Here is a 24,965-nt window from a genome sequence, read left to right on the forward strand (position 1 = left end):
GTTATAATATTCCCTCCTGATATTCGAAGTCCTTTTTCACAACTTCTATTAGATAGTCATCTTCTTTTAATGAATAAAGTGCTTTGATCGTTAATCCACTTTGATGAAATAGCGCCTCAAATTGGGATTGTGTTCTTTCCTTACCTCCACACATCGTCCAAATATTTAAATCCGTCATATATAAATGCGAGGCATTTCCTTCAATAACCTCTGGTAATAATTTTTCAATTATAGTTAGTGTAGAATTTCCGCCCATACTTTGAGCGATATTACGTAAAATTGTGATTGCTGCTTCATCCTCCCAATCATGGAGGATTCGCGATAAAATATAGAGATCACCCAATTTAGGTACCTCTTGAAAAAAGTCTCCTGCCTGAAATGTACATCGACTGTTGATGCCGTAAAGCTCCAATTTTCCTTCTGCCTTTTGTTGTACATGTTGCAGATCTATTACAATCCCTTGAGCATTGCGGTAAAATTCCAAAAATTTCGCGATTATCTCTCCAGATCCTCCACCAACATCGATAATTTTTTTGATGCAGTACCAATCTTTTTTTTCTGCAAAATATGCTTCTAGTTGAAGCCGTTCACTTGTTTTACTCATCATCTTATTAAACACTTCAAATTTTTCATTTTGCTGTACTTGCGCTTGAAAATAAGACTGTTGTTCTACTAATTGATAAGGGATTTTCTTCGTTTTCATCGCTTCATAAAGCTTCGACCAATAAGGCATTGCCTGTCTGCCTGTGAATAATAAAAAATCCTTTAATGAATCACTTGCTTGTCCTGATAATTTCTCCCCTAAAGGAAGTAATTTAAAATAATTATTTTCTTCCTCCATATATTTCAAAGCTACTAATGGTCGCATAAAACGAAAGAACATTTCTTCGTCAAGCGCTAATTCCTGTGCCAATAACGTTACATGCTTTCGTTCATCGAATAAGGCATCAAATATCCCTAATTCACAAGCTGTATATAGCAAATAAGAAGTAGAAAAGCCTTGAATCGTTGAGCGTATCATACTTTCTTGTATATCCATAGTTAATCTCCTTATTAATTACTGCTGCTATCTGCCATCAATTTATACCATCTACAAATAGTATTTTCTACGATATTAATAAGGGCATATAGCCCTCCTCCTAATAAAGCTAGCCCTATTACACCTGCATACATAGCTAAGTAATCTCTACTATCCATTCGATTTAAAATGTAATAACCTAATCCACTAAATGATGCAAAGGTTTCAGCTATAAATAGGATTGCTAATGCTGTTCCTAATGAAGCTCGCAAGGAAGTCATTACGCTCGGTAAGCAATAGGGTAGTGTCAAATGGCACAGTGTTTGTAGTTTTGTAGCGTTCAATGATTGAATAACTTGTTTCTGAGCATAAGGAATTCCTTTTGCGGCATCACGAATAACTACTACCAATTGAAAATAAAGAACAAAGGCAATTAACATGATTTTTGGGACATCCCCTAATCCAAATAGCACGAGAATAATTGGTAAAAAAACAACCTTTGGGATAGGATAAAGCACATATAATAAAGGACTTAATAAAAGATCTATCTTTTTATTCCACCCCATAAGTAAACCTGTAGGAATCGCGAAAAAGAGAGCACAGATTATACCGATACTTACTCGATAACTACTTATAAAAAAATGCTGTGTTAATTCACCACTAGTTACTACTGTTAAAAATGATTGTCCCGCTTCAAAAGGTGTAGGTAAAAAAGCTTTATTCAATGAGATGCTAGATAGATGCCATAATAAAATAATAATAATGGTAGCGATGACTATACTATATGTCTTCTTCACACGGCTCTCCCTTTAGTAATTGTTTAATTCGTTGTTGTTGACGATACATGAAAGCAGGATTACGTCGCTCCTCTATCTGATAATCATTCTCAATGGTGCCTGCAATTGTTTTTCCATTAGCGTGAAAGTCGACGATGCGATCGCTCATCATCAACGCTTCATCAATGTTATGTGTCACAAATAGTAGCGTTAAATTTCTTTCATGACGTATTCTCTGCAATGTTAGTATTAATTGCTCCTTCGTTAAAATATCTAACGCTGAAAATGGCTCGTCCATTAACAAAACTTTTGGCTTTTGGATTAAAGCTCTCCCTATTGCAACCCTTTGCTGCTGTCCCCCGGATAGTTGAAAAGGATAACTGTACTGCTGATTGTGAATATTCAATTGTGATAAAATAAATTGTGTCTCTTTTTCCCGTTCTTGCTTAGGTCGTTTGGCAAGCTTTAAAGGGAGAGCTATATTATCTTTCACACTTTTCCATGGGAACAGGCCGTAATTTTGAAAAATAATCGCTATCTCCTGCTGTGGTCCTTTCAATTCTTTTCCATCAAAATAAACGGTTCCATTACTCGGTTTTTCCAAACCAGCTACAATTTTTAATAAAGAGGATTTCCCACTACCAGAAACACCAACAATAGCTACACATTCACCAGAAGATATTTGAAGGTTAATGTTTTGCAGGACATTAACCGTACCTGAGGCTGTCTTGTACGCTAAGTCAACATGCTGAATTCTATACACGACATATCCCCCTTTTTATTGTTCTTCCAATGACGTTTCTACTAGATCTTCATATGGAAAAGCTTTGTCCAATAGTCCTCTAGAAACTAACCAATCAGATATACGCTCGACATTTTCTTGTGCTGGCACACAATTAGGAGTAAAAACTGGAACTGCATAATGCCCTTTTAATATTTCCGGTACGTTTGCCACTTTTAGAGCAAGTTCAAAGTATTTTTCTGGGTGCTGATTTAACTGTTTAATCGCTTCGTTGTAAGCTCTTAGGAAGTTTTCAATCACAGCTCTATTTTCTGTTATGTTTTTTTGTGTCATAACGATGACTGATTGGGAAAAGTTCTCTCCAAGTGTTGTATCATCAATGACAATATTTGCACCTTGTGCAACAGCATAGCTTGCCAATGGCTCAGGTAATATAGCTGCTTGCGCTTCTTTTCCAGCTAATACTGTATCTACACGTAATGAAAGATTCGGAAGATGAATTTTCGTTATTTCAGAAGAATCTAGTTTCAAATGCCGTTCATATTGCTCCATTAAATAATCCATCATTGTATTCTCAGAGATCATGACAGATTGCCCTACTAGCTGCTTCGGTTCAACAATAGAGCTATGTGGAGAAGAAACGACTAAAAATCTTCCTTCCTTCTCCGTCGCACCTAATGCTAATGCAATCGTTTTAACATCAATGCCCCCCTTTTTTATTAAATTTTGAACGATCATATCAGTCATCATGCCATCTAGCTCACCAGCCTCCATCGCCTTCGATTGATCAGAGGCACTGCCAAACTCTATAAGCTCAACATCGGCACCATATTTTTGGAAAAGCTGATCCTTCTCTGCAACATAAAGAGGCAGACTATCATCGATACGCAACACACCTATTTTTAGTGAAGAATGCTTGGTCATTTTTGTATCTTCACTACACCCACTTATGAAGGCCAAAATGACAATCATAAAAATTATTCGAGAAAGGTGATATTGTCTCATAGAGCACCTTCCTCCATAGTGACACTGTTTTCCTCAACGAATGCTGCTAGTTGTTCAAGACGTGAATGAGTGAATAATGTTTGAATAGAAAGCGCTATATTAAATTTCTCCTTTATTTTTCCGATGATTTGAATGGCCATTAAAGAATTACCTCCACATGCGAAGAAATCATCATCAATTCCAGGATATGAATAAGACAATATTTCTTCCCAAATTTTCGCTATTTCTTTTTGCATCTCTGTAAAAGGCTCTCTATATTCAGATGACTCCTCTTGCTCTAGAGGTAACTGTTGTAAAAATTTACGGTTAACTTTTCCGTTCTCTGACAGTGGCATTTTATCAATATATTTGTACACAGTAGGTAACAAATAATTAGGTAATTTTTGTGCCAATAAATTTTTGGTTTGTTCAATAGTTAGACCATTTTGTTCATCTTCTAATACTACATATGCCACTAATATTGTTGCTCCATTACGTTTATGAACAATTGTTGCCGCTTCCTTCACAGTAGGCAATTTAGCTAGGTGATAATCTATTTCACCTATTTCAACCCTATAGCCATTTAGTTTAATTTGTGAATCTGCTCTCCCTAAAAATTCAATATTGCCATCAGGTAAATATCGCCCTAGATCTCCTGTATCATATAGACGTTCTTTTGTAATTGGGTGAAGTAAAAATTGGTCATTTGTCCGCTCTTCATTTTTCCAATACCCCATGGCAAGTCCTAATCCTCCGATATACAATTTCCCTGGTACATTCACAGGACAAGCTGCCATTTGATCATTTAGTATATAGTAATATTGATTGGCTAAAGGTTTGCCATAAGGTATGCTCTTCCAATCCCTATTTACTGTTTGTATATCGAAACTATTTGACCATATAGACGCCTCCGTCGCACCACCTAATCCCAATATTCGAGTCTTTGGCGCAATTTCCCAAACATCTGTAGGCAAGCTTAATGAAATCCAGTCACCACTCAATAACACAGCCCTTAGTGTTGGATACTGAGCAGACTCTATATTCCTACTATATTCTGTTAACATTTGCATAAAGGCCGGCACTGTATTCCAAATGGAGATGTGATGATTTTGTATTAATTTTTTCCAATATGCAGGTTCTTTTACATGCTCAGCTTTTGGTATAACAATTCCACCACCAGCAGCAAGTATGCCAAAAATATCGTATACGGATAAATCAAACGTTAGGTTAGATAACGCAAGAATACGATCCTCCGTACAAACAGCAAGTCGATGATTAATATCTAATACTGTATTTACTGCACCTCTATGATCAATCATGACACCCTTCGGCTTACCAGTAGAACCCGAAGTATAAATGACATACGCTAAATCTGAAGGCAACAAGTCAGGACTATCGACTAGACATTCTTGATGTGCCCATTTAGCATCAACGACCGTCACATGATAATCATTTAGGAAGGGTAGCTGTGTGAGTATATGTGCTTGTGTTACTATGGATTGAACTTCTCCTTCTTTTAAAAGAAATTCCATCCGTTCAATAGGCGTTGTACAATCAATCGGTAAATATGCCTTCCCTGCTTTAATAATCCCCAATGCAGCAACTATTTGTTCCCATCCTTTTTCCATAACAATAGCAACTAATTTCCCTTTAGTACTATCCCGTTCAAGTAATGATTGAGCAGTATGATTTTTTAAATGGCATAGCTGTTGATACGTAATAGTTTTTTCTTCTGAGAACACTGCGATATTAGTAGGATTTTCAGCTATTTGTTTTTCAACAAGACTTAACAACGTCTCATTTGATATTTCTGTGTCCTGCCCTTTAATTTTTCCTACTTGCTCTTGAGATGGTAAACGCACAAGACTTCCAATTCTTTTTTTCCATAAATCTTCCTTCGTAGAAAGCTCTTTTAAAATACTGATGTATGCCTCAAACATGCCAATGACTAAATGCCGTGGGAAAATCTCCTCTATTGCATCCCAGCTTAGCCATAGTTCACCTTTTTGCTCTGAAACTTGATGATCAAGCCAAACTTGAGGAGTTTGAGATAATCCATATACAATATCTCCTAAATAGCCACCCATTGTTGATGCCCCATTATTTTTTTCAAGCCCTAATCCACTCGTAAAGACAAATGGCATCATTATGCCCATTTGACGATTCCACTTTTTAGCTATTGCACGCTCTACATATACACCACCCACATAAGGATGCTCTAAATCCTGCAATAGTTGCTTTTGAACATTTCTAGCACGTTCTAAAAAAGATTCTCCTTTTGACATATCAATAGATAAAAGATTAAGCGATGTAAAGTCACCTATAAGCTGTTCTACATCCGGTTCAAATAGCACACGATGGAAACGAGTAAGATTTATTGTAAATTTTGGTTGACTACTCCATCTTGCTAAAGTTTCAGCATAAGCAGCGATTAACAAGGATGCTGGAGACAAGTTCATTTTGGTAGCTAATTGCTTTAAGGCTAGCCATTGCTGTGAAGATAGTTTCTCTTCATATCTCGTAAACTTACAGTTAGATAAATCTCCTTTATAATCAAGTAGAGGTAAATCTGGTGCAGGGTACATATTATCAATGCGTTGATTCCAATATTGCATATCCTGCTCATACATTTCTGTTTCCCGAATTTTTTCATAAGCCAATATATAATCTCTGAATGTAGTTTGAAGCACTTGTAGTTTTGCAGAAGAATCATCATATAGGCGCTTCCACTCTTTAAATAAATAGAACATACTAAAACCATCAAAAATAATATTGTCAAAACTAATATGTAGTCTTGTTTTATGTTCATTTATAGTCGACATTCGAATATCAAACAAGGGCCACTCACTTGGATTAAATGTTTGATGCTCCATCTCACTTCGCACTATTGTAAGCTGTTCTTTTTGCTGTTCTGTTGAAAGATTTGTAAGATTGTACGATGCAATAGAATAGTACTCTACAAACTCTTGAACCTGTTGGTGTTGTCCATCATTTAAAATGACGGCCCTCATCATATCATGATGTTGTATGAGACGATTCCATATTTGTTCCACTCTTACATGATTTAGAGCTGGGCAATCCATTTCAAAATAGCAGTGAGTGGATACATCACCGTATGCATAAATACCACTACGACCTAGCCAATATGCTTGTTGAACTTCTGTTAATGGAAATGGCTCGAAACGATCCCGCTCATTAGGCACTATAGTTGGTAGCTTTTTCTCCGTTTCTTCGTTTGTCTTTTGTAGCACTAATTCCTCTAATAACAGTGCCATCTGTTGAAAATCAGGCTGATTGAAGATTGCTTCTAAGCTAATTTTGACAGCAAATTGCTCTTTTATTTTTGCACTAAGCTGAGTAGCTAATAATGAATCCCCGCCTAGCTCAAAGTAATGATCACGTATGCCAATTGCATCTACCCCTAATACTTCGGTCCATATTTCTGCTAACCTTATTTCGATTGGGGTTGCTGGTGCAATAAATTCTTTTGTAGCTAAATTGACTTGCTCAATTTCAGGGATTGGTAATGCTGCTCGATTCACTTTGCCATTGGCCGTAATAGGTAACTCCTCTAATGGAATAATTACATGAGGAATCATATAACTTGGTAATCGTTTTTCTAAATAATGTTTAAGTGGCTCTAGCTGGAATTCTGAAAATGATTGTCTTTCAACTTGAGCTACAAATAAATACTGAGTAAAGGCTGTATCAATAGACTGAAGCGTAATATTTGTGAAGCCCTCTTCTTTAAAAATAGAGAGCCAACGATCTTCCGATAGTAATGGAAGACATGTCTTTTCCCGTTCATCCTTATAATGTGTAAAACCATCTTCTAAAAATGCTGTACTGACTAATTGCAGAGGATTATTCTCCGTCATTTCTAAATTAACAAATAGCCCACCATGCTTTAATAACTTCTTTAAATCTTTAAGTGAATTTCTAATATGGACTGCTCTATGCAAAGAGTGCGACGCCACAATCAAATCATATTCACCATCTATAAAACCTTGAGAAATTGGACATTTATTTATATCAAGTACTTTTAAATGGATATTGGGCTGTAAACCTACTATTTTTTGAACACGATTTATAAAGTAGTTGGACTCATCTGTAGCAGTATAATGAATCTCATCTTTTGAAAAAGTCTCTGCTAGAATACGAAGTGTGTTCGTATGACGCACCCCAACCTCTAATATTTTGAGTGGTGCTTGGCGTTCTGTTCGATTACTTAAAACTGTTTGAATCAGAGTCGCTATTAAATCCTGCTGTTTTTTTCCATCAGACATGTTTTCAGTCAATTGTTCTAAAGGATGTATGTTATGATGAAGCAATAATTCTAAAGGCTCTAGTTCACCCGTTAAAAGTGCATAGCTTTTTTCAAAAAAGTCAGAAACAAACGCCCTTATATATGTTGTTTGCATTTTCTCTAAACTACTAAACTGTTCTTCACTATTAACGATTAAGCATTGTTTATTATGAATAGTAGATCCTTCACAAGAAACTAAATTGTTTTTTTCCAAAAAACTAAACCATTGATATATTAAACTTTGATATCTGCTGTTAATTTTTTCTCGCTCTATTATTTTTAAAATATTGTAACGAACATCTTTTTCTAGCGGAAATCCTAATTTGGAAATTATTTTACTAATCATCTCCATAGTAAGATATTCACAATAATCCTTTAACGACCGATAACGATTTTCATTCTCATTGTAAGTTTTAGTAAAATCCCCATTCTCTTTTAATTGAACAATATAAGACCAATCAATCATTGGTTTATTATATTTAATAGTTTGTACTTGCTCTTTTTCAGAACTACTTACAATATAAGCGGCTAAATATTGGTTTTCCTCTCCTCTGACCGTGACAGCAGCATCCTCAACTATTTCATAACTTCTAATGGCACTTTCGATTTCACCTAATTCAATACGGTGACCCCGTACCTTTACCTGTGAATCATTTCTTCCTAAAAACTCGATAAGGCCGTTGTTCCAAAATCGACCGATATCCCCTGTCTTATACCAACGAATACCTTTCTCTTCAATAAAGCGTTCAGTAGTTAATTGTGGCTCTCCTACGTATCCTTTGGCTACACCGGCACCTCCTATCCACAACTCTCCTGCTTTCCAACTCGGACAGTCTTCCCCATTTGTATCAATAATTCTATAAAACTGATTTTTCAGGGATCTTCCATAAGGGATTGAACGCCAACTTGCTGGTATTGGATGATTGACATGATAATAATTGGACCAAATTGCCGCTTCTGTCGCACCGCCCATTGCTACTAATAGCCCTTTCGGTGCTACTTTTAACAGTCTCTCAGGAATATCTAAACTAATCCAATCTCCTGACAACATCACAATACGTAAATTTTGACAAATCATTTTTACGCTTTCGGCTTCTATTAATAACATCTTCAATAAAGCAGGTACTGAATTCCATAATGTAATACGGTAATTACATATTAACTTTAACCAAATATCTGCGTTTCGAGCCGTATCGTCTGATATAAGGACAAGGCTACCACCAACACTTAAAAGACCAAATATATCATATATAGATAAATCAAAATCTAATGATGATAATGCTAGAATACGATCTTCTTTGCTAATATCATATTTTTTATTAATATCTGCAATTGTATTCCAAGCAGCCTTATGACTAATTTCTACACCTTTTGGTTCTCCCGTTGAACCTGATGTGAAAATAATATAAGCAGAACGGTTTACATCTACTTTAGGAAACTTCACATGACCAAATTGATGTATCTGTTCCATCATAATAACTTGTACTTGTTCAATATCTTGGTACTTTTCTTCGTAGGAGGCCGTTGTTAGAATAAAAGAAACATTTGCCTTCTCAATAATTTTTTTATAACGTTCAATAGGCTGTGTCACATGTACAGGAACATAACAGCCTCCAATAGCTAGTACTCCTAAAATCGCTTGTATTTGCTCTAATCCTCTTGGCAATGAAATAGCTACTCGATCACCTTGTTTAAAACCATTATGTAACAGGGCCGCAGCAACCTTTTCCGCTTGTAATGACAGCGTCTCATAACTAACTTCTTTATGACTTATACCATCTATAAGCGCTATAACTTGTGGTTGTTGCTTTGCTTTTTCGAAGAAAGACGTGTGCAAGCCTTGAGCATGATCTTCTATTGTGGCATTATCAATTAATTGACGTCTTACTTCTTGTGCTTTTGTTTCGATAGCTGGCTGTTGAAGCCAATGCTGTTCATCTTCAATTAACCAATCAATAGTTTTGATAAACAGTTCAAACATGTCATCCAACAAACCCGAAGGGAATAATTCATCTAAACCATCCCAAATACATAACAAACCATCATCCATATCAAACATTTGGAAATCCAACCAAACTTGTGGCGTTTGTGAAATCATATAATGAATAGTACCAAATGCATCTTTAAACTCCTCATTTATTAGTGGTACGCCTAAATTACATGAAAAAACTATCGGAGCAAACACTTTTTCATCTGGGAAATACTTAGCCATATCCCGTTGAATTTTCACACCTGAATAAGCGGTATAGTTTAAATCTTGATGAAGTTGCTGTTGTAAACTTTTCGTAAATGCTAAAAAATGTTGTCGATTTTCACTATCGACTTCCAATAATAGTAGCGTAGTAAAATCAGCTACAACTTGCTCTATCTCTTCAGACAAAGTATCTCGGTTAAACAATGGAATATTAATAATAAAACGAGATTCACTGCTCCATTTACTTAATGTATAGGCATAAGCTGCTAACAATACCATTGCAGGTGTGACGTTATGGTGTGAGGCAGTCAATTTAAGCTTACTCCAAGATTGTTCTTCTAAAAAATGCTCCCTTCTTGTAAATTTAGGGGTGTGTTGTATCAACTCAGCATTGTTTGATAACGGTAGTTTTGGACCTAATGGCAAAGTAGTTAACCTGTTTTTCCAATAAGCCTCTGCGTAGCTTTCTTCATTGGCAATTGCTAGTGCTTTATCATGTAGATATTTTGCAAAGTTCCAATTTTCAGGTGCCTTCGGTTTTTGCTGTCTAGAATAAGCTGCCGCTAAATCTCTTAAAATAATTTGGAAACTTTGAACATCAGCTACAAGTAAGTCTATATCGAAATGGAGACGAGTTTTACCATTTGGTAATAGAGATAGCTGTAAGCAAGCTACTTCCCCTTGATCAATTGCCAATAGCCGGTGTGAGGTATTAGCGCGAATAGTTTCTAGCTTTTTGCTAATCTCGACTTGCGAGCAAGTTGTAAAATCGTGGACATCAATAGTTGTAAAAGGTGATTCTTTTAAAATTTGCTGTTGACCATCTTCTGTATATTTGACACGGAGCATAGGATGATGCTGAATTATTAATGCCCATGCTGCTTTAAGCCGCTCTATATCAATATTCCGCCCATCAATTTCCATATAACCATGACAGCCATTTCCACCTAAATATTGACCGCTTTGTCGTCCAACCCAATAAGCATACTGTACATCTGTTAATGGAAAAGGTTCATACATATTAGCTACTGTCTTATCTTGATTTTCTAATAGTTCGTTATCATTATTAATTGTATATACATAATCTCTATTTATTATTTTATTCCAAGCACTTAAATACGGCTCGGATATTAATTCTTTAAAGGTAATTGTTACCCCAACTTTTTTTAGTTTGCCAACTAATTTCATCACTTGTAAGGAGTTTAAGCCTAATTCTAATAAATTTTGATCCTCATGTATTTCTTTCTGTATACCGAGTAGATGATTGACTTCCAACACTAGACTTTGGATATTATCTAGATCATTCTTTAATCTCAATACTTTGACGCCTCTCTTTCTATAGTAATCTGTTTTAATTTGTTCTTATCAACCTTCCCTACATTTATAAATGGTAACCGCTCTACATATATGATTTGATCTGGAAGTTTATATTGAGCAACGCCTAGTTGGATTAGAAAACTACATATCTCATCTCGTTCAATTCTTTGTCCATCCGTAACTAAAAATGCACAAATGTTCTCTCCTAACACTTTATCTGGCAAACCGATAACAGCTACATCTTTAATAATTGGATGTGCTCGTAGAAAGCTTTCGATTTCAGAGGGTATAATATTTTCACCTGCACGATTAATTTGTTCCCTTACTCTACCAACAATTTGTATATTCCCCTCTGGTGTTATACGTGCTTTATCACCAGTACGTAAAAAATAATTTATTGTGAAAATATCAGCATTTAAAGCAGGTGCTTGATAGTAACCCCCAAATGTATACGGTCCTTTTGCCACCAATTCCCCAAGCTCACCTTGAGGAACTTCTCTTCCTAGCTCATCTATAATCTTTATTTCATCACCTAAAGAAATTGCTCGCCCTTGACAGCTCGTAACAGTTTCTATAGGATCATTTAATGCTGTGAAGCAAGTTATTCCTTCCCCTAATCCATATCCTTGTTGTATTTTACATTGAAATTTATCCATAAAATGAACAGCTGTTTTTTGCTCTATGTGAGCAGCACCAATTAAAACAACCTCTAAACTCGACATATCCAATTCTTCATACCATTCAAAAGCTTCTAACCATAAGCTAGCTATTGTTGGTACAATTGAGGTATGTGTCACACGTTCCTTTTCTATTTCTTGAAATGCTTCATCAAAGCTAGAAGTTTGACATAATACCACTTTGCCTCCTGTAAAAAGAGTGCCTAATATGCCTGGAGAGCATAACGGATAATCATGTGAAATAGATAGTACTGCCATGTATACAGTTTCAGGAGTAATCCCACATTTTTCAGCAGAGGCTAGTGCATTGTAAGCATACGCCTCATGGATTTTCGGAATAATTTTCGGAATACCTGTAGTGCCACCAGACAATAAATATAACGCAGTATCTCTATAATGTGGTAAATCACTAACCACTAATGAATAGCTACTTTCTTTAAGCTGATCTAATGTTACATGTGTAAAAGTTGCTGGCCACTGTACGGTAGATTTACCAACCGTCACAATATATCGAATACTTTTATGCAGAGGGATGATTTGTGCAGCCATGCACTCATACTGAATACCAAGATGAGCGTTGCAACATATATAAGCTATTGGCTGTACCATCTTTGCGATTGTATCAATTTCTATTTCTCTATGAGAAGGTAACATCAGAACAGGCTGCACACCTATTTTTAGTAGACTAAATAATACAGTAATAAACTCAATTGTATTTGGTAATTGTAATAAAACCCGATCACCCTGCCGCCAACCTAATGACAAAAAGCCTGTCGATAATTGCTCAATTTCTTGAAGCAATTCTTGATAAGTTAGGCGTCGATTTCCTTCCACAACTGCTATGTTATGAGGAAATTGTTCAGCGATAATTTCTAGCTCCTCCATTAATGTTTTCTTTCTTAAGAAACCCAATTGCTCATATCGTTCAACCTCATGTAAATACCAATCCATTTGTGAAGACATGCTTTTCGCTCCCATCCTCTCATCTACAAAATACATTTTGTTATACGCTACTTAATTGATGTTCCTTTCTCCACATTGCTGCATATTTGCCTTCTTTAGCAATGAGCTTTTCATGTGAACCTTCTTCTACGATTTGTCCTTCATTAACAACTAGGATTTTGTCTGCATTTTTTATAATGGAAAGCGTATGGGCAATCATAACAACCGTTTTTTTCTTTTTCAAAAGATTTTTAATCGCTTCTTTTACAGCCAGCTCATTCTCGATATCTAACGACGCTGTTGCTTCATCTAATAAAAGTATTGGGCTGTCCTTTAAAATAGCACGTGCAATGGATATACGTTGTCTTTCACCGCCCGATAGCTTATTACCATTTTCTCCAACAATTGTGTCATAGCCACACTCTAATTTCTCAATAAAATCATGGCAGTTTGCTTCTTTCGCAACATTAATAATTTCTTGTTCTGTCGCTTCTGGCTTTGCATAGCGAATATTATTTAAAATCGTATCATTAAACAAAAATATATCTTGGTCGACTAGTGAAATTTTCTGCAATACTTTTTCAGAAGCAATCGATTGAATAACTTGCTGACCGATTAATATATCACCGCGTTCAGGCTCATAGTATTTTGTTATTAAATTTAAAATAGTTGATTTTCCCGAACCCGATGGTCCAACAATCGCCACAAACTGTGAAGAATCAATTTCAAAATTGACATTTCGTAGTATAGGTTCCCCTCGGTTATAAGCGAAATTCACATTTTGAAAAGCTATACTATACTGTTCAGGTTCAAAAGAAGTCTCATTTGATAACTCCTCCACCTCTTCTATGACGCACTCAATTTGTCTTTTTGCAATCATTAAGTTTTTATAAGAGGTTAAATCAATAAAAAGTGTGCCAAATAATTTGCATGTAAATAAAGGGGAAATGCTAATTAGAAAGAAAGAAGACGCATCTAAATTCCCCTCCAGCCATTGATGTCCTGCTAAATAAAGAACAATCGGTAAACTTAGCCAACACAAAATACTAAACGTTGTACCAATTGGAATTACTTTAATCTCATATAAATAACTAACATCACTATAGTCCTTCATTGATGAGGTTGTTGCTTTATTTTTAACACCACCCAAACCAAATGATCGCAACGTTTGAATACCATTTATATACTCAACTACAGCACTTGTGTTACTTGTCATAATATTTTTCTTTTGATTTCCGTATTTTTTTACCATTAAAAAGGATAAATAAAGAGTTGGTATTAACAATAAACCTGAACATAACAGAACTACTCCAGCAGGTATATAAATAGTCGAAATAAAGCCAATTAGCAGTAAAGTAAATGAAGAATTTTTTATAATATCTCCTATTTTATGAGTCAAAATATTTTCATAATTATTGACACTTGTTGTCGTTGCATTAATGTACTCTCCTGTTTGTGCCTTCGTAAAGGAGGAAAGCGGTATTTTTTTCATTTTATCGCCCAGTGTCAAGCGAAGAATTCTACTAATCTGGGCACCTCCGATTTGCCCTCTCGTATAACCAAACGCGTAGATGATTAAACGAATAACAAAAACAGCGCCTAACAATGACAGAATTCGAGTTAACAAGTTCATCGTTAATTGCTCTGTTATTAAAGCATTAATCGTGTAATATAGTACGATAAAATTAAAACCAGCTAGCATACCCTCGATGACATTGAAAACAATCGAAAGATAAAAAGAAGCATTTTTTGTAAATGCATTTTTTTTGTCCATACTTAAGTCTCCTTCATAAATAGGCTTTCCCTTGGAAGACCCTTCTTTTTCTACAAGTACAACATCGTTAAAATTCATACGTAATTTCTCTAGCTTTACTATAATCCTGCCAAGTCTTTTTATATGAAGGGTTTTCTTCTAGCATTTCTTGATGCGTTCCACATGCTTGTAGTGTTTGATTTTCTACAATTGCCACTCGATCACAATGCTTAATAATACCAAGACGGTGTGCAATGATAATTACTGTTTTACCAACACAAAGTTCAGCAATGGCTTGATCAATCTCGGCCTGATTTTCTGGGTCTGCTGCGGATGTTGCTTCATCTAATATTAAAATCGGTGCATCTTTTAAAATGGCACGTGCAATAGCAATTCGCTGCTTTTCTCCACCAGAAAATCTAGTTCCAAAACTCCCTACCCTCGTATCGTAACCATCAGGTAATGAAATAATAAAATCATCTATTTGTGCTTTTTTCGCCGCAGTTCTTACCTCATCGAGTGTAGCATTAGAACCCATGACAATGTTTTCAAACACTGTACCACTTGTTAAAAAGGTCTTTTGGAAAACTGTTGTTATATTTTTTAATAATTCCTCATAATCAATATCCTTCACATTTTGATTACCAATCAAAACTTCTCCTTGCTGAACATCATTAAAGCGTGAAATTAACTGTACAATGGTGCTTTTCCCAGAACCTGAGTCACCTACAATAGCTATTTTTTCATTTTCAACAATAGACAGATTCACATTCTTTAAATGTTCTTTTTGCCCATCATAAGAGTAATTGACATTTCTTAGTTCGATATTGTAATTCTTCGGAAATGCTTGCCCTTGCCCAAAAACAGGTGTTTCTAAAAAGGCTACGCATTTCTTTACAGAATTTAAAACCTGTGCAAAGTTTGAACCTAATTCCTGTAAAGGTCGTAATTCTGTTAAATACAATGAGCCTACAAATGCAAAAAGAATAAAGACACTTCCTGTTAAACTACCATTTAAAAACCACATTCCACCAATAGGTACCATAAGGAGTAAGCCACATTCTATAATAATGACAAAGCTCGCATATGGTGGACCCATTTTTAAAGACATTTCTTTCCAGACATTAAATTCATCATCTACTGTGTTTGTAAACTTTTTAAATGATGAACTACTCATGTTATATGCCTTAATTAAACGCATTCCTTGAATATATTCGATAATGATTGCATTTAGATTGGCTATGGAACGTGCTCCTCGATCCATTAATTGATTCGTCCCCCGAAACATTATTACCATTACTGCCACTGCAACAATTAATGGAATAAACGAAATAAGCGCTAACGGTACGTTAACTGTACATAAATAGATGAAGACAGCAATTGGACCACTCAAGTAAAACACTAACTCTGGTAAATGATGTGCTAAAAATAACTCTAGCTTTTCAATTTCTTCATTTAATAGTGTTTTAATTTCTCCTGTATTTCGTTCATTTAAAGAACCTAGTGAAACTTGCGCCATATGCTCTGTTACTTGACAACGCACTTTAAATAACGTTCGATAGGCACCCTTATGCGATAGGGTACCAGAAATAGCAAAGAGCCCAAATCGAACAATTATCGAAATAGCCAAAATCAATAAATTTTGAATTAACAAAGCTTCTGTTAAATTATTGTGATAGACTTGCTCAATTATTTGATAAATAATGAAATAAGGTACAATTGTCGAAAGACCACTAATTAAAGAACATAAAACAGACAAATATAAATATTTTTTATCCTCTCCAGCCCAAGAAAGAAGCATAAAGATCGGATTTTCATTTTGTTTTACAACTTTCCCCATTATCGTTCAGCCCTTCCCTTACATCGTAATTTTGTATCGTACATTTCTCTGCACATTGCAGGTCAGTTACGTTAGATCCATTCCCTGCTATCTAGTGAAAGTTTCAATTGTATACTGATGATTTTCTTTATTTAACTTATAATCATCTTGCTTCTTTCCATCTCCGAAGCGAAGTATACGATGACAGCAAGATGCTATAAATTCTAAGTCATGTGTAATGACAAAAATAATTTTATTAGCCTCCGCTAAATTCTGTAAAATACTAGAAACCTTTTGCATACTGTCAAAATCTAATCCACTTGTCGGTTCATCAAACACTATAATTTCCTTTTCACTTATTAAACTTGCAGCTACAGCAAGTCTCTGTTTTTGTCCTCCTGATAATGTATTCGGGTGTCGATTGACCAGTTCTAATAAATCCATTTCCTCCAATGCTTTTCGTACTAAATTCGGATTGGGATTTTTCACCCCAAATACACATTCTTTTTCAACCGTTTCTGCGAATAACTGATAATTGACATCTTGCATTACCATATAGGAAAGCTGAGCCTGTTTTTTCAATGTTAGTTTTTGTTTATTAAAATAAATATTTCCTGATGATAGTTTATGTAGACCACATATCGCTCTAGCAAAGGTCGTTTTTCCTGCACCATTATGTCCTGTGATTGCAATTATTTCTCCGCTTTTTGCTGTGAATTGAATATTTTCTAATACCTTTCTTTTTTTGTGCGATATAGTGACATCCTTCACAACAAGCTCATGAACTTTTTGTTCAGCAGGTAGCGATTTATGTTGAAACTGTACATTGTCTAAATAAAGTGTGCGGAGTCCTAATTGCCTCAGTTGAAGATCTGAAAGCTGTAAAAAATCCTTTTGTGAGTAAACTGATACAATTTGTCCCTTATTTAATACAATGGCTCTATCAATTAATTCTTTTAAATAGTAAAGTCTATGCTCCGATACAATAATTGTTTTACCTTGCATTTTTAGTAATGCAATCATGTCTTTTAAATCCTCAATAGCAGCCGCATCTAAATTAGAGGAAGGCTCATCTAATACAAAAATATCGGGTGCTACAGCATACACACTTGCAAAAGCAATCTTTTGCTTTTCTCCCCCCGATAAATGAAAAATATTGCGTCGACGAAGCCTTTCTAAACGAAGCTCAGACGTAATTTGCCGCATTCGTTCTTCCATCATTTCTTTTGGATATGCCATATTTTCCATTCCAAATACAATCTCACTATCAGTATCCACATTAAAGAATTGTGACCTCGGATTTTGGAACACCATCCCAACCTGTTCGCTTAATTCATACATTTTCCTATTTTCTACAGGTTGATTATTTAACAACACTTGCCCTTTTAGCTTTCCAGAATAGAAATAAGGAATTAAACCGTTAATTGCTCGGATAATAGTTGTTTTACCACAGCCGCTTTTACCACACAGTAAAATGCACTGTCCCTTTTTTACATGAATATTTATATTTTCTATACCTTCACTTTTCTCATCTGTATAATGAAATGAATATTGCTCGACTTTCAACATATGAACACTCCTCCGAACACAAAAAATGTAAATATAAATATTACAATACTATCACTGAATTGGAATGATACATGTTGAAAGCAAGAACGCTCTTTCGGATTTTCAATCCCTCTCGCTATGCTAGCAGCAGATAATTCATCAGCAATTTTTGAGGCTGCCATCATTAAAGGGACGTAAATACATTCAACCGTTTGCACAGGATTTTTTAGAAAACCTATTATGGAGGGTGAGATGCCTCTCAACTTCATAGCATCCTTTATATATCGCCAATCCTCACCAATCATTGGAAAATAGCGTAACATTACAGCTAATGGAATAATTACCTTTTTGGAAATTCTTATTTTTCCTAAAGCCGTCATAAATTCATTTATCTTTGTGGTTCCAACTAATAAACCACCCATTACAACACACGGGAATATTTTTCTGATAAACATTGCAAATGATACAAACATTAGCTCCCACGCACCTGTCAAAAATATTTCACTTACTAAGTGAACTACTAGAATAAACCCGTATCCAAGCATCATTTTCAATGAAAAAGAAAACATCCCCATCAGAAAGCAAAGACAAAATATTATGGCCATTAATATTAGTTCAAATTGAAAAGAAGGTGACAAAAAAACCGTTGCATTTACTAACATTAGTAGAAATACTTTCGTTCTTGGATCAAGTTTGACGGTGAAAACATGCATATGCATATTGCCCTGCAATTCTTCTTCCTTATTCATAAGTTCACCGCCCTGCCTATGCCAGCACTCCAGATTTTTCAAACTGTTTTCTCAATAATTTTTTTCCCAATAAACCGCTAATCAAAGCGCATAGCATTGTGCCAACAATCATTGTTGGTAACATCCAATTTTGGGCAGTTGTTAACATCGTATCCATATAAGCTTGTTCTGTTCCTTGACCTACCAAATACTCTTTATACGCTTGTTGGTTAAACCACAGCATTACGTAAGAACCCATTGGATGAAGTGAAAAAACAATATAGCTTATAATATTAATTGATATATTTTTATGCTTACCAATCGATGCTATTAATTCACCAATTATAGCTAATCCTATACAGGCTAATGACCATAACCAGTACATCCCTGTAACGAATGTAATAATCGCTAACAATATTCCTAAAATAAGAATAGGACCAAATTTCGGTACTTTAGCAATCATTAATAAATAAATAGGTCCCGTTAATAGAGCAGCGCCAGCTGGCATTAAAAACGTTAATACAGGATTGGGAGCAAAAAAGGCTGATCCAATCATCATGAATATAAAGAACAGTGCTGAGAAAATACCGATTGTAATTAAATCTTTAGTAGTTAGAGATTTTTGCTGCATTGTTTGAGAATACATATCTACATCCACCTTCCTTTTTGTAGTAATTATTACTATATTTTCTTATATTTTATTGATAATGATTATCATTATCTATTATAATAAATAGTAGTACATAAAAAAATAACTACACTATGTTTACGTCCAATCAAGGAAGAGGAAAGTCTAATTGAGGAAAGGAGAAATCAGATGACATCTCATCATTTTAAACCTCTGTTATTAGAAAATGGTTTTTCAAAATTTGACCAAATGAGCAAATATAACTCAGTAGGTACTACATATACAATCGATCCAACTTTAGGTAAAGGTTATTATTGGATATACCATTTTGAGGACATGTTTTCTATTCTCATTCATGATTTTTATTTTTTTGAGGATTATCAGTTAGAATTAACAATGCCTGAACTTTTAACCGTCACATACTATGAATCTATTTCAGGTGAGGAGCTTAACCCTTACCATCCATTAAAGCCAGGTTATATTAAAAGTTATTGGGGAAAAGGAGAAAAATATAGCGCTATTATTCATAAAAATATTCCAGTACAATCAATCGGTATTGAGTTTACCCCTATTTTTTGTGATCAATTCCTAGCACATAAATATGGTGAAAAATATGTGAATCCACGTCAAGCATTAACAACACTAAAAGCCACAGCTACTTTTCCAGAAATGGTAATCCTACTTCGACAAATAGCGGCTTATCGTGGTGCTGATCTGACCTCTGCACTTTTTTATGAAGGGAAAGTATATGAAGCATTAGCCCTTATAATGGAACGTGTACTTTTCAATGAAACTTGTCATTGCTCACAAATTTCTAAAGAAGATATTCACCAAATTGAACATGTAGCCACTCATATAGAAAAGTACTACGCCCTACAACTAACTTTAGATCATTTAACTAAAATTTCTTGCATGGGTGCTACAAAATTAAAAAAATTATTTAAAGAAGTGTATCATTGCACAATTACCGAGTATATTCAAAAACAACGTGTTCATCAGGCTGAGAAATTACTAGCTCATACAGAGCTCCCTATTAACGAAATTGCTCGAACAGTAGGCTATCAAAGTGCAGGTAGATTTTCAGAGTTATTTAAACGCTATTCCGATTTAACACCAAAGGAATATAGGCAGCAAATATTTAGAGGTTAAACATAAAAGGGGGTTACTGATCATCATAAAACTTGCTCTACTTTCCATTACAGATTCGTATTTCGATAAATACCATTCAAAACTTACAGCTTTCAGGGGGTGAGAAACAACGAATCTCAATTGCACGTGCTATTTTGAAAAATGCACCTATTATTATATTAGATGAAGCGACTGCAAGTCTTGATCCTGAAAACGAAACGCTCCTTCAAGCTGCACTAGATGAATTAATTCAAGGAAAAACAACAATCATCATCGCTCACCGTCTATCCACGATACAAAATGCAAATCAAATTATTGTCATTGAAGACGGTAAAGTTATCCAAAAAGGGACGCATCATTCACTTATTAAAGAAGAAGGTGTGTATCGTCATTTTATTAATATTCGACAAGCTGCTGAGAATTGGAGGCTTTCAACATAGTTTATAGAAGGGGCTGTCTACCGACAGCCCCTTTAATGGGTGAATGCTCTATTTATATTGTCACTAGACTTTACTTATGTAGACCTTAGTGAAAAAACGTTTTTTATCGCACCTATTATTCCAGGCACGAGAAATACGACACCAAAAAAGATAGTAAGTAAATTAAAATGTTGTGTTTCATAAAAAGTAAACCACTCTCTGAAAATTGAGGCTTCAGTAATTCTTCCAAATAACGTTCCACCAAAATCTCGATAATTAGGTATCCACCCTGTTACTTCAAATGTAATAAAGATGATTTGTGACAATACGAATACACCAATAGAAGATACCCAAGGTCTTTTCAAAAATGGAATATGATGTTGTTTTTTAGTCATGTAATCCCCTCCCTCCATTTCTTCAACGTCAAAATGAAATATATCTAGTATTTCTCTGAAAACCCATCTCTAAGGTATTCTATTATTTCTTGACCAAAAAACGAAACAGTCAACAGAATCAATATAAGGAAAATAGCTAAACCACCGAAAATAAACGAGAACACTATCCCCCATTTTTTATCATTCAATAAAACCTCTCCTATTCCAGCATTTTGTTCCTAGATAATAATGACATCTTTCATTTAATAATACCTCAAATCAGATGTATTCGCATAAATATTTCCATTTATACACAACATTTGAAGAGACTTCTGTTAATTGTTGACCCAAGATGAATTACATTTTCTGCATCGGCTATTGAAAAACCATGACGTTGTATATTTATTAAAAAGGCAGTATTCTAAAAAAATGTTGTTATTCAGCTAACGGTACAATTTATTTGGACAAAGATATCAATTTCATATTAAAATTGACATTGATTGAATTATTTAAGAGATAATTGAGGAGAGACATCATTGCAGATTTATTCATATAGCATCCCAGAATTAGATTTATATCACACAAGCATTCCCATTTATAACAAGGACAACAAAGTGATAAGTATCCTCAAAAAAAATCGCCACCGTATCCTAACACAACTGTTTCATACGCTTCTCCGATACGGAATGCCATATTGCTATAATGCTATTTCAATTGATAATAATTCAATATACAAAATCGATTGCATATTTACAGGTATTCGTTATACACTATATAGCCGCAATGCAATGGATAAGGTTTCAATTACACAAAAGCGTGTGCAATTAATTGAAAAGGTGCAAACTTTTCTGATTAACGGGGACGTGTACCAATTTGAGAAAGATTACACTAATTCAGGAACTTTAACGTTAAATGGTGAAAAGATTGCTGTAATTAAAAATTTAGATAATACAAATACAAATTTAACGAATCGTATCCACATTGAAGCAATCAATGATGAAATCGCATCTCTAACTGCTATAATGTATCAAACATTTGTACGTAAATTTTGATAGCAAAAGTTTAATATTTCAATGAGCCGTGTGCTTCAATTTATGAAAAATCAAAAAAAGACAGAATTGATTCTACATCAATTTGTAGATTTATCCTGTCTTTATTTTTTAACAGCTACATACTTTTAGAAAACAGCCTTATTAAAGCCAAAAAGCCACACCAAGTTAGATGTGACTTCAACATTTGATTAATCAAATTCTAAAATATTTTTTTCTACTACTACTTGATAAACCTCTTTAGTACTGATTAAAATCGTTTTATAATGTTCTGTTTCAGTAAATGAATACCAAGACTTCTCATTGAGCCCATTTGAAAGTTCTTCTGTAAAAGTTTCTTGTTCAATATTATTCTTGATTTTATATTCTTCTTCACGACCTTCGTCAAAGTAAAACTTCACTTTATATTCATACTCCATAAATCAACACCTCCCATCTACTTATATAATGGGTTGTAAGTACAAAAATTATGAAACATAATAAAAAGCCACACCTAGTTAGGTATGACATTCATTCTTCTTCATTTTCTGCTCATTCTACATACATTGCTCAAAAACCTCAAAGTTCCAGCTAAGTCCAAGACATCATCAAACATCCTGTTCGCATATCAACCAACCATAAAAAATAGCCCTCTTAACAAATACTTATTAAGAGAGCTTTATATAATTCCTAATCTATCACTTATCTCCAACTGGCTTTAATAAATTCATCGGAAGCCAAACAGCACTATCGTGTCTTCCCTCTAACTTATCGACTACATATATATAACCATTAATTTCATTATACCATGAATAAACAATACTTCCCTTTTTCATAAATCTTTCAGTTTTAGATTCTTTTAATGGAACGCCTTTCCCTTCTGCATCTCCTGTTAGTTCATAACGTACACCTCTATCTCTCGATATTGTCTCAGCGATTTTAAGATCTGTACCAGGATATTCATAGCAAAATTCGTAAGTACCATCACCACTGTCGCAATACTTCAGAAGTTGTCCATTATTTGTATCCTTGAAATAAATACCCCATAATTCTTCTTTTCTGAAGTAACTTCCATAACTACTAGCAATACCATCACGATTAATATAAATATAAGTTGGATTGTTATAGAAAGATGAACGAATTTTTATTGGTACTTCTTTGAAAACTACCAAATCTGTTGCTTGTACCCGATATTGCCCCATCTGGTAAAATGTTTTGCCATCATATTTTTCAATATCATACGTTTTAAAGAAGTTATTTCGCTTTACCACTAACGAATCAAACGTACCATTTGGATTTTTCTTGTACACCTTGATATCTTTTTTAAAGGTCATTTTTCCTGTTTGGCCTTTTACAACTTCTGCTCCATCATACATCACTTTTGCTTCTGATTTTGTTGGATTTACTACAGCTAATACAAATGCTGCTAGTAGCACCATAAAAAATTTTTTCATTATTCTCCTCCTACTTAATTAAGTTTAGAAAACATATAATTTCTTAGTATTACACACTAACATTCCAATATTTTACTAAAAACATTATAAAGAAGGATAAATTTAACAAAAACAATGTGTTGTGTTTTACCTCAACATAATTTTACCCTTCTACCATTCCACCAATTTTCTATATTTGGTGTACTACTTATAAATTATGTACAATTATCCGCAAGTCAACCTACCATATAAAAAAACCCCCTTAACAAATATTAATAAGAGGGCTTTATATAATTCCTAATCTATCACTTATCTCCAACTGGCTTTAATAAATCTACCGGAAGCCAAGTGTAACCTTTTGAGTCCGATACTTCTAGATAACCATTAACTTCAGTACCATACGATGAAAAAGTGGTTCCCTTTGCATACATTGTTTCAGTTTTAACTTCGTTTAATGGCGTGCTTTTCCCACCTGCATCTTTTGTTAACTCATAACGTACATTGCTATCTCTCGATTTTGTCTCAGCGATCTTAAGATCTGTACCGAGATAATAAAGACACGGATCGTAAGAACCATCACTATCGCCAGAGCAAAAATTAAGTTTTTGTCCATTATTTGTATCCGAGAAAGAAATATACGAGTAGCCTTCTTGTTCTCTGAAGTAACTTCCGTAACTATTAGTAATACCATCACGATTAATATAAATATAAGTTGGATTGTTATAGAAAGATGAACGAATTTTTATTGGCACTTCTTTGAAAACTACCAAATCTGTTGCTTGTACTCGATATTGCCCCATTTGGTAGAACGTTTTGCCATCATATTTTTCAATATCATACGTTTTAAAGAAGTTATTTCGCTTTACCACTAACGAATCAAACGTACCATTTGGATTTTTCTTGTACACCTTGATGTCTTTTTTAAAGGTCATTTTTCCTGTTTGGCCTTTTACAACTTCTGCTCCATCATACATCACTTTTGCTTCTGATTTAGTTGGATTTACTACTGCAAATACAAATGCTGCTAGTAATACAATAAATAATTTTTTCATTATTCTCCCCCTCGTATATTAGTAGTAAGAGCTCTTTCCGATAGAATTTCCAGTTGATCCGGACAACTGGGGAATCTGTTGGATTTCCTATAGGAGATA

The 24,965-nt window shown here is 34.5% G+C and carries 17 protein-coding genes and 1 pseudogene; 3 read left to right on the forward strand and 15 right to left on the reverse strand.

The genetic code is table 11. The annotated features are described in order from the left end of the window. Position 1 precedes the first annotated feature (1 nt). From ABH966_RS23385 to ABH966_RS23435, 11 genes are all read right to left on the reverse strand, one after another. Entirely contained in the window at positions 2-1,039 is a 1,038-nt protein-coding gene (locus ABH966_RS23385) for a methyltransferase (RefSeq protein ID WP_370082663.1), read from the reverse strand. Positions 1,040-1,053: 14 nt separating this feature from the next. Then, positions 1,054-1,815, reverse strand: coding sequence for an ABC transporter permease (locus tag ABH966_RS23390; RefSeq protein ID WP_370082665.1), 762 nt, complete (start codon positions 1,813-1,815; stop codon positions 1,054-1,056). Further along, a complete protein-coding gene (locus ABH966_RS23395; RefSeq protein ID WP_370082667.1) occupies positions 1,799-2,557 on the reverse strand; it encodes an ABC transporter ATP-binding protein in 759 nt (252 codons plus the stop codon). The genes ABH966_RS23390 and ABH966_RS23395 overlap by 17 nt, the downstream gene beginning before the upstream one ends. 15 nt (positions 2,558-2,572) lie before the next feature. Next, a complete protein-coding gene (locus ABH966_RS23400) occupies positions 2,573-3,541 on the reverse strand; it encodes an ABC transporter substrate-binding protein (RefSeq protein ID WP_370082669.1) in 969 nt (322 codons plus the stop codon). Then, a complete protein-coding gene (locus ABH966_RS23405; protein WP_370082671.1) occupies positions 3,538-11,337 on the reverse strand; it encodes an amino acid adenylation domain-containing protein in 7,800 nt (2,599 codons plus the stop codon). Before ABH966_RS23405 ends, ABH966_RS23400 begins: the two co-directional genes overlap by 4 nt. Then, on the reverse strand, positions 11,334-12,977 hold the full coding sequence (locus ABH966_RS23410; protein ID WP_370082673.1) for a (2,3-dihydroxybenzoyl)adenylate synthase: 1,644 nt from the start codon (positions 12,975-12,977) through the stop codon (positions 11,334-11,336). Before ABH966_RS23410 ends, ABH966_RS23405 begins: the two co-directional genes overlap by 4 nt. 40 nt (positions 12,978-13,017) lie before the next feature. Then, complete coding sequence (locus tag ABH966_RS23415; RefSeq protein ID WP_370082675.1) at positions 13,018-14,730, reverse strand: ABC transporter ATP-binding protein; 1,713 nt, start codon at positions 14,728-14,730, stop codon at positions 13,018-13,020. A gap of 67 nt (positions 14,731-14,797) precedes the next feature. Then, the gene (locus tag ABH966_RS23420; protein WP_370082677.1) at positions 14,798-16,549 is read right to left on the reverse strand and encodes an ABC transporter ATP-binding protein; all 1,752 of its coding nucleotides are present in this window, start codon (positions 16,547-16,549) and stop codon (positions 14,798-14,800) included. 87 nt (positions 16,550-16,636) lie between these two features. Further along, the gene (locus ABH966_RS23425) at positions 16,637-18,097 is read right to left on the reverse strand and encodes an ABC transporter ATP-binding protein (protein WP_370082679.1); all 1,461 of its coding nucleotides are present in this window, start codon (positions 18,095-18,097) and stop codon (positions 16,637-16,639) included. Then, on the reverse strand, positions 18,091-18,825 hold the full coding sequence (locus ABH966_RS23430) for an energy-coupling factor transporter transmembrane component T (protein ID WP_370082681.1): 735 nt from the start codon (positions 18,823-18,825) through the stop codon (positions 18,091-18,093). Before ABH966_RS23430 ends, ABH966_RS23425 begins: the two co-directional genes overlap by 7 nt. Before the next feature lie 16 nt (positions 18,826-18,841). After that, on the reverse strand, positions 18,842-19,450 hold the full coding sequence (locus tag ABH966_RS23435; RefSeq protein WP_370082683.1) for an MptD family putative ECF transporter S component: 609 nt from the start codon (positions 19,448-19,450) through the stop codon (positions 18,842-18,844). A gap of 171 nt (positions 19,451-19,621) precedes the next feature. Between ABH966_RS23435 and ABH966_RS23440 the strand changes: the two genes are divergently transcribed. Further along, positions 19,622-20,581 carry a helix-turn-helix transcriptional regulator gene (locus ABH966_RS23440; protein WP_370082685.1) on the forward strand — a complete coding sequence of 320 codons (960 nt, stop codon included), beginning with the start codon at positions 19,622-19,624 and terminating at the stop codon, positions 20,579-20,581. Positions 20,582-20,670: 89 nt separating this feature from the next. Continuing rightward, a pseudogene (locus ABH966_RS23445) lies at positions 20,671-21,000 on the forward strand (ATP-binding cassette domain-containing protein); the annotation flags it as partial. A gap of 74 nt (positions 21,001-21,074) precedes the next feature. Here the strand turns inward: ABH966_RS23445 and ABH966_RS23450 are convergent. After that, entirely contained in the window at positions 21,075-21,374 is a 300-nt protein-coding gene (locus tag ABH966_RS23450; RefSeq protein WP_132358673.1) for a YfzA family protein, read from the reverse strand. Between the two features lie 515 nt (positions 21,375-21,889). Between ABH966_RS23450 and ABH966_RS23455 the strand changes: the two genes are divergently transcribed. After that, positions 21,890-22,405: a tubby C-terminal domain-like protein gene (locus ABH966_RS23455; RefSeq protein ID WP_370082687.1), complete on the forward strand. Its 516-nt coding sequence runs from the start codon at positions 21,890-21,892 to the stop codon at positions 22,403-22,405. Positions 22,406-22,593: 188 nt separating this feature from the next. Here the strand turns inward: ABH966_RS23455 and ABH966_RS23460 are convergent, their stop codons facing one another. The 3 genes from ABH966_RS23460 to ABH966_RS23470 form a co-directional block, all read right to left on the reverse strand. Beyond that, on the reverse strand, positions 22,594-22,821 hold the full coding sequence (locus ABH966_RS23460; protein WP_142507768.1) for a hypothetical protein: 228 nt from the start codon (positions 22,819-22,821) through the stop codon (positions 22,594-22,596). A gap of 258 nt (positions 22,822-23,079) precedes the next feature. Then, a complete protein-coding gene (locus tag ABH966_RS23465; protein WP_370082689.1) occupies positions 23,080-23,835 on the reverse strand; it encodes a hypothetical protein in 756 nt (251 codons plus the stop codon). 284 nt (positions 23,836-24,119) lie between these two features. Beyond that, positions 24,120-24,866: a hypothetical protein gene (locus tag ABH966_RS23470; RefSeq protein ID WP_370082691.1), complete on the reverse strand. Its 747-nt coding sequence runs from the start codon at positions 24,864-24,866 to the stop codon at positions 24,120-24,122. Positions 24,867-24,965 lie beyond the last annotated feature (99 nt).

Origin of the sequence: Lysinibacillus sp. RC46 (assembly GCF_041262385.1) — a bacterium.
Taxonomy (GTDB): Bacteria; Bacillota; Bacilli; order Bacillales_A; family Planococcaceae; genus Lysinibacillus.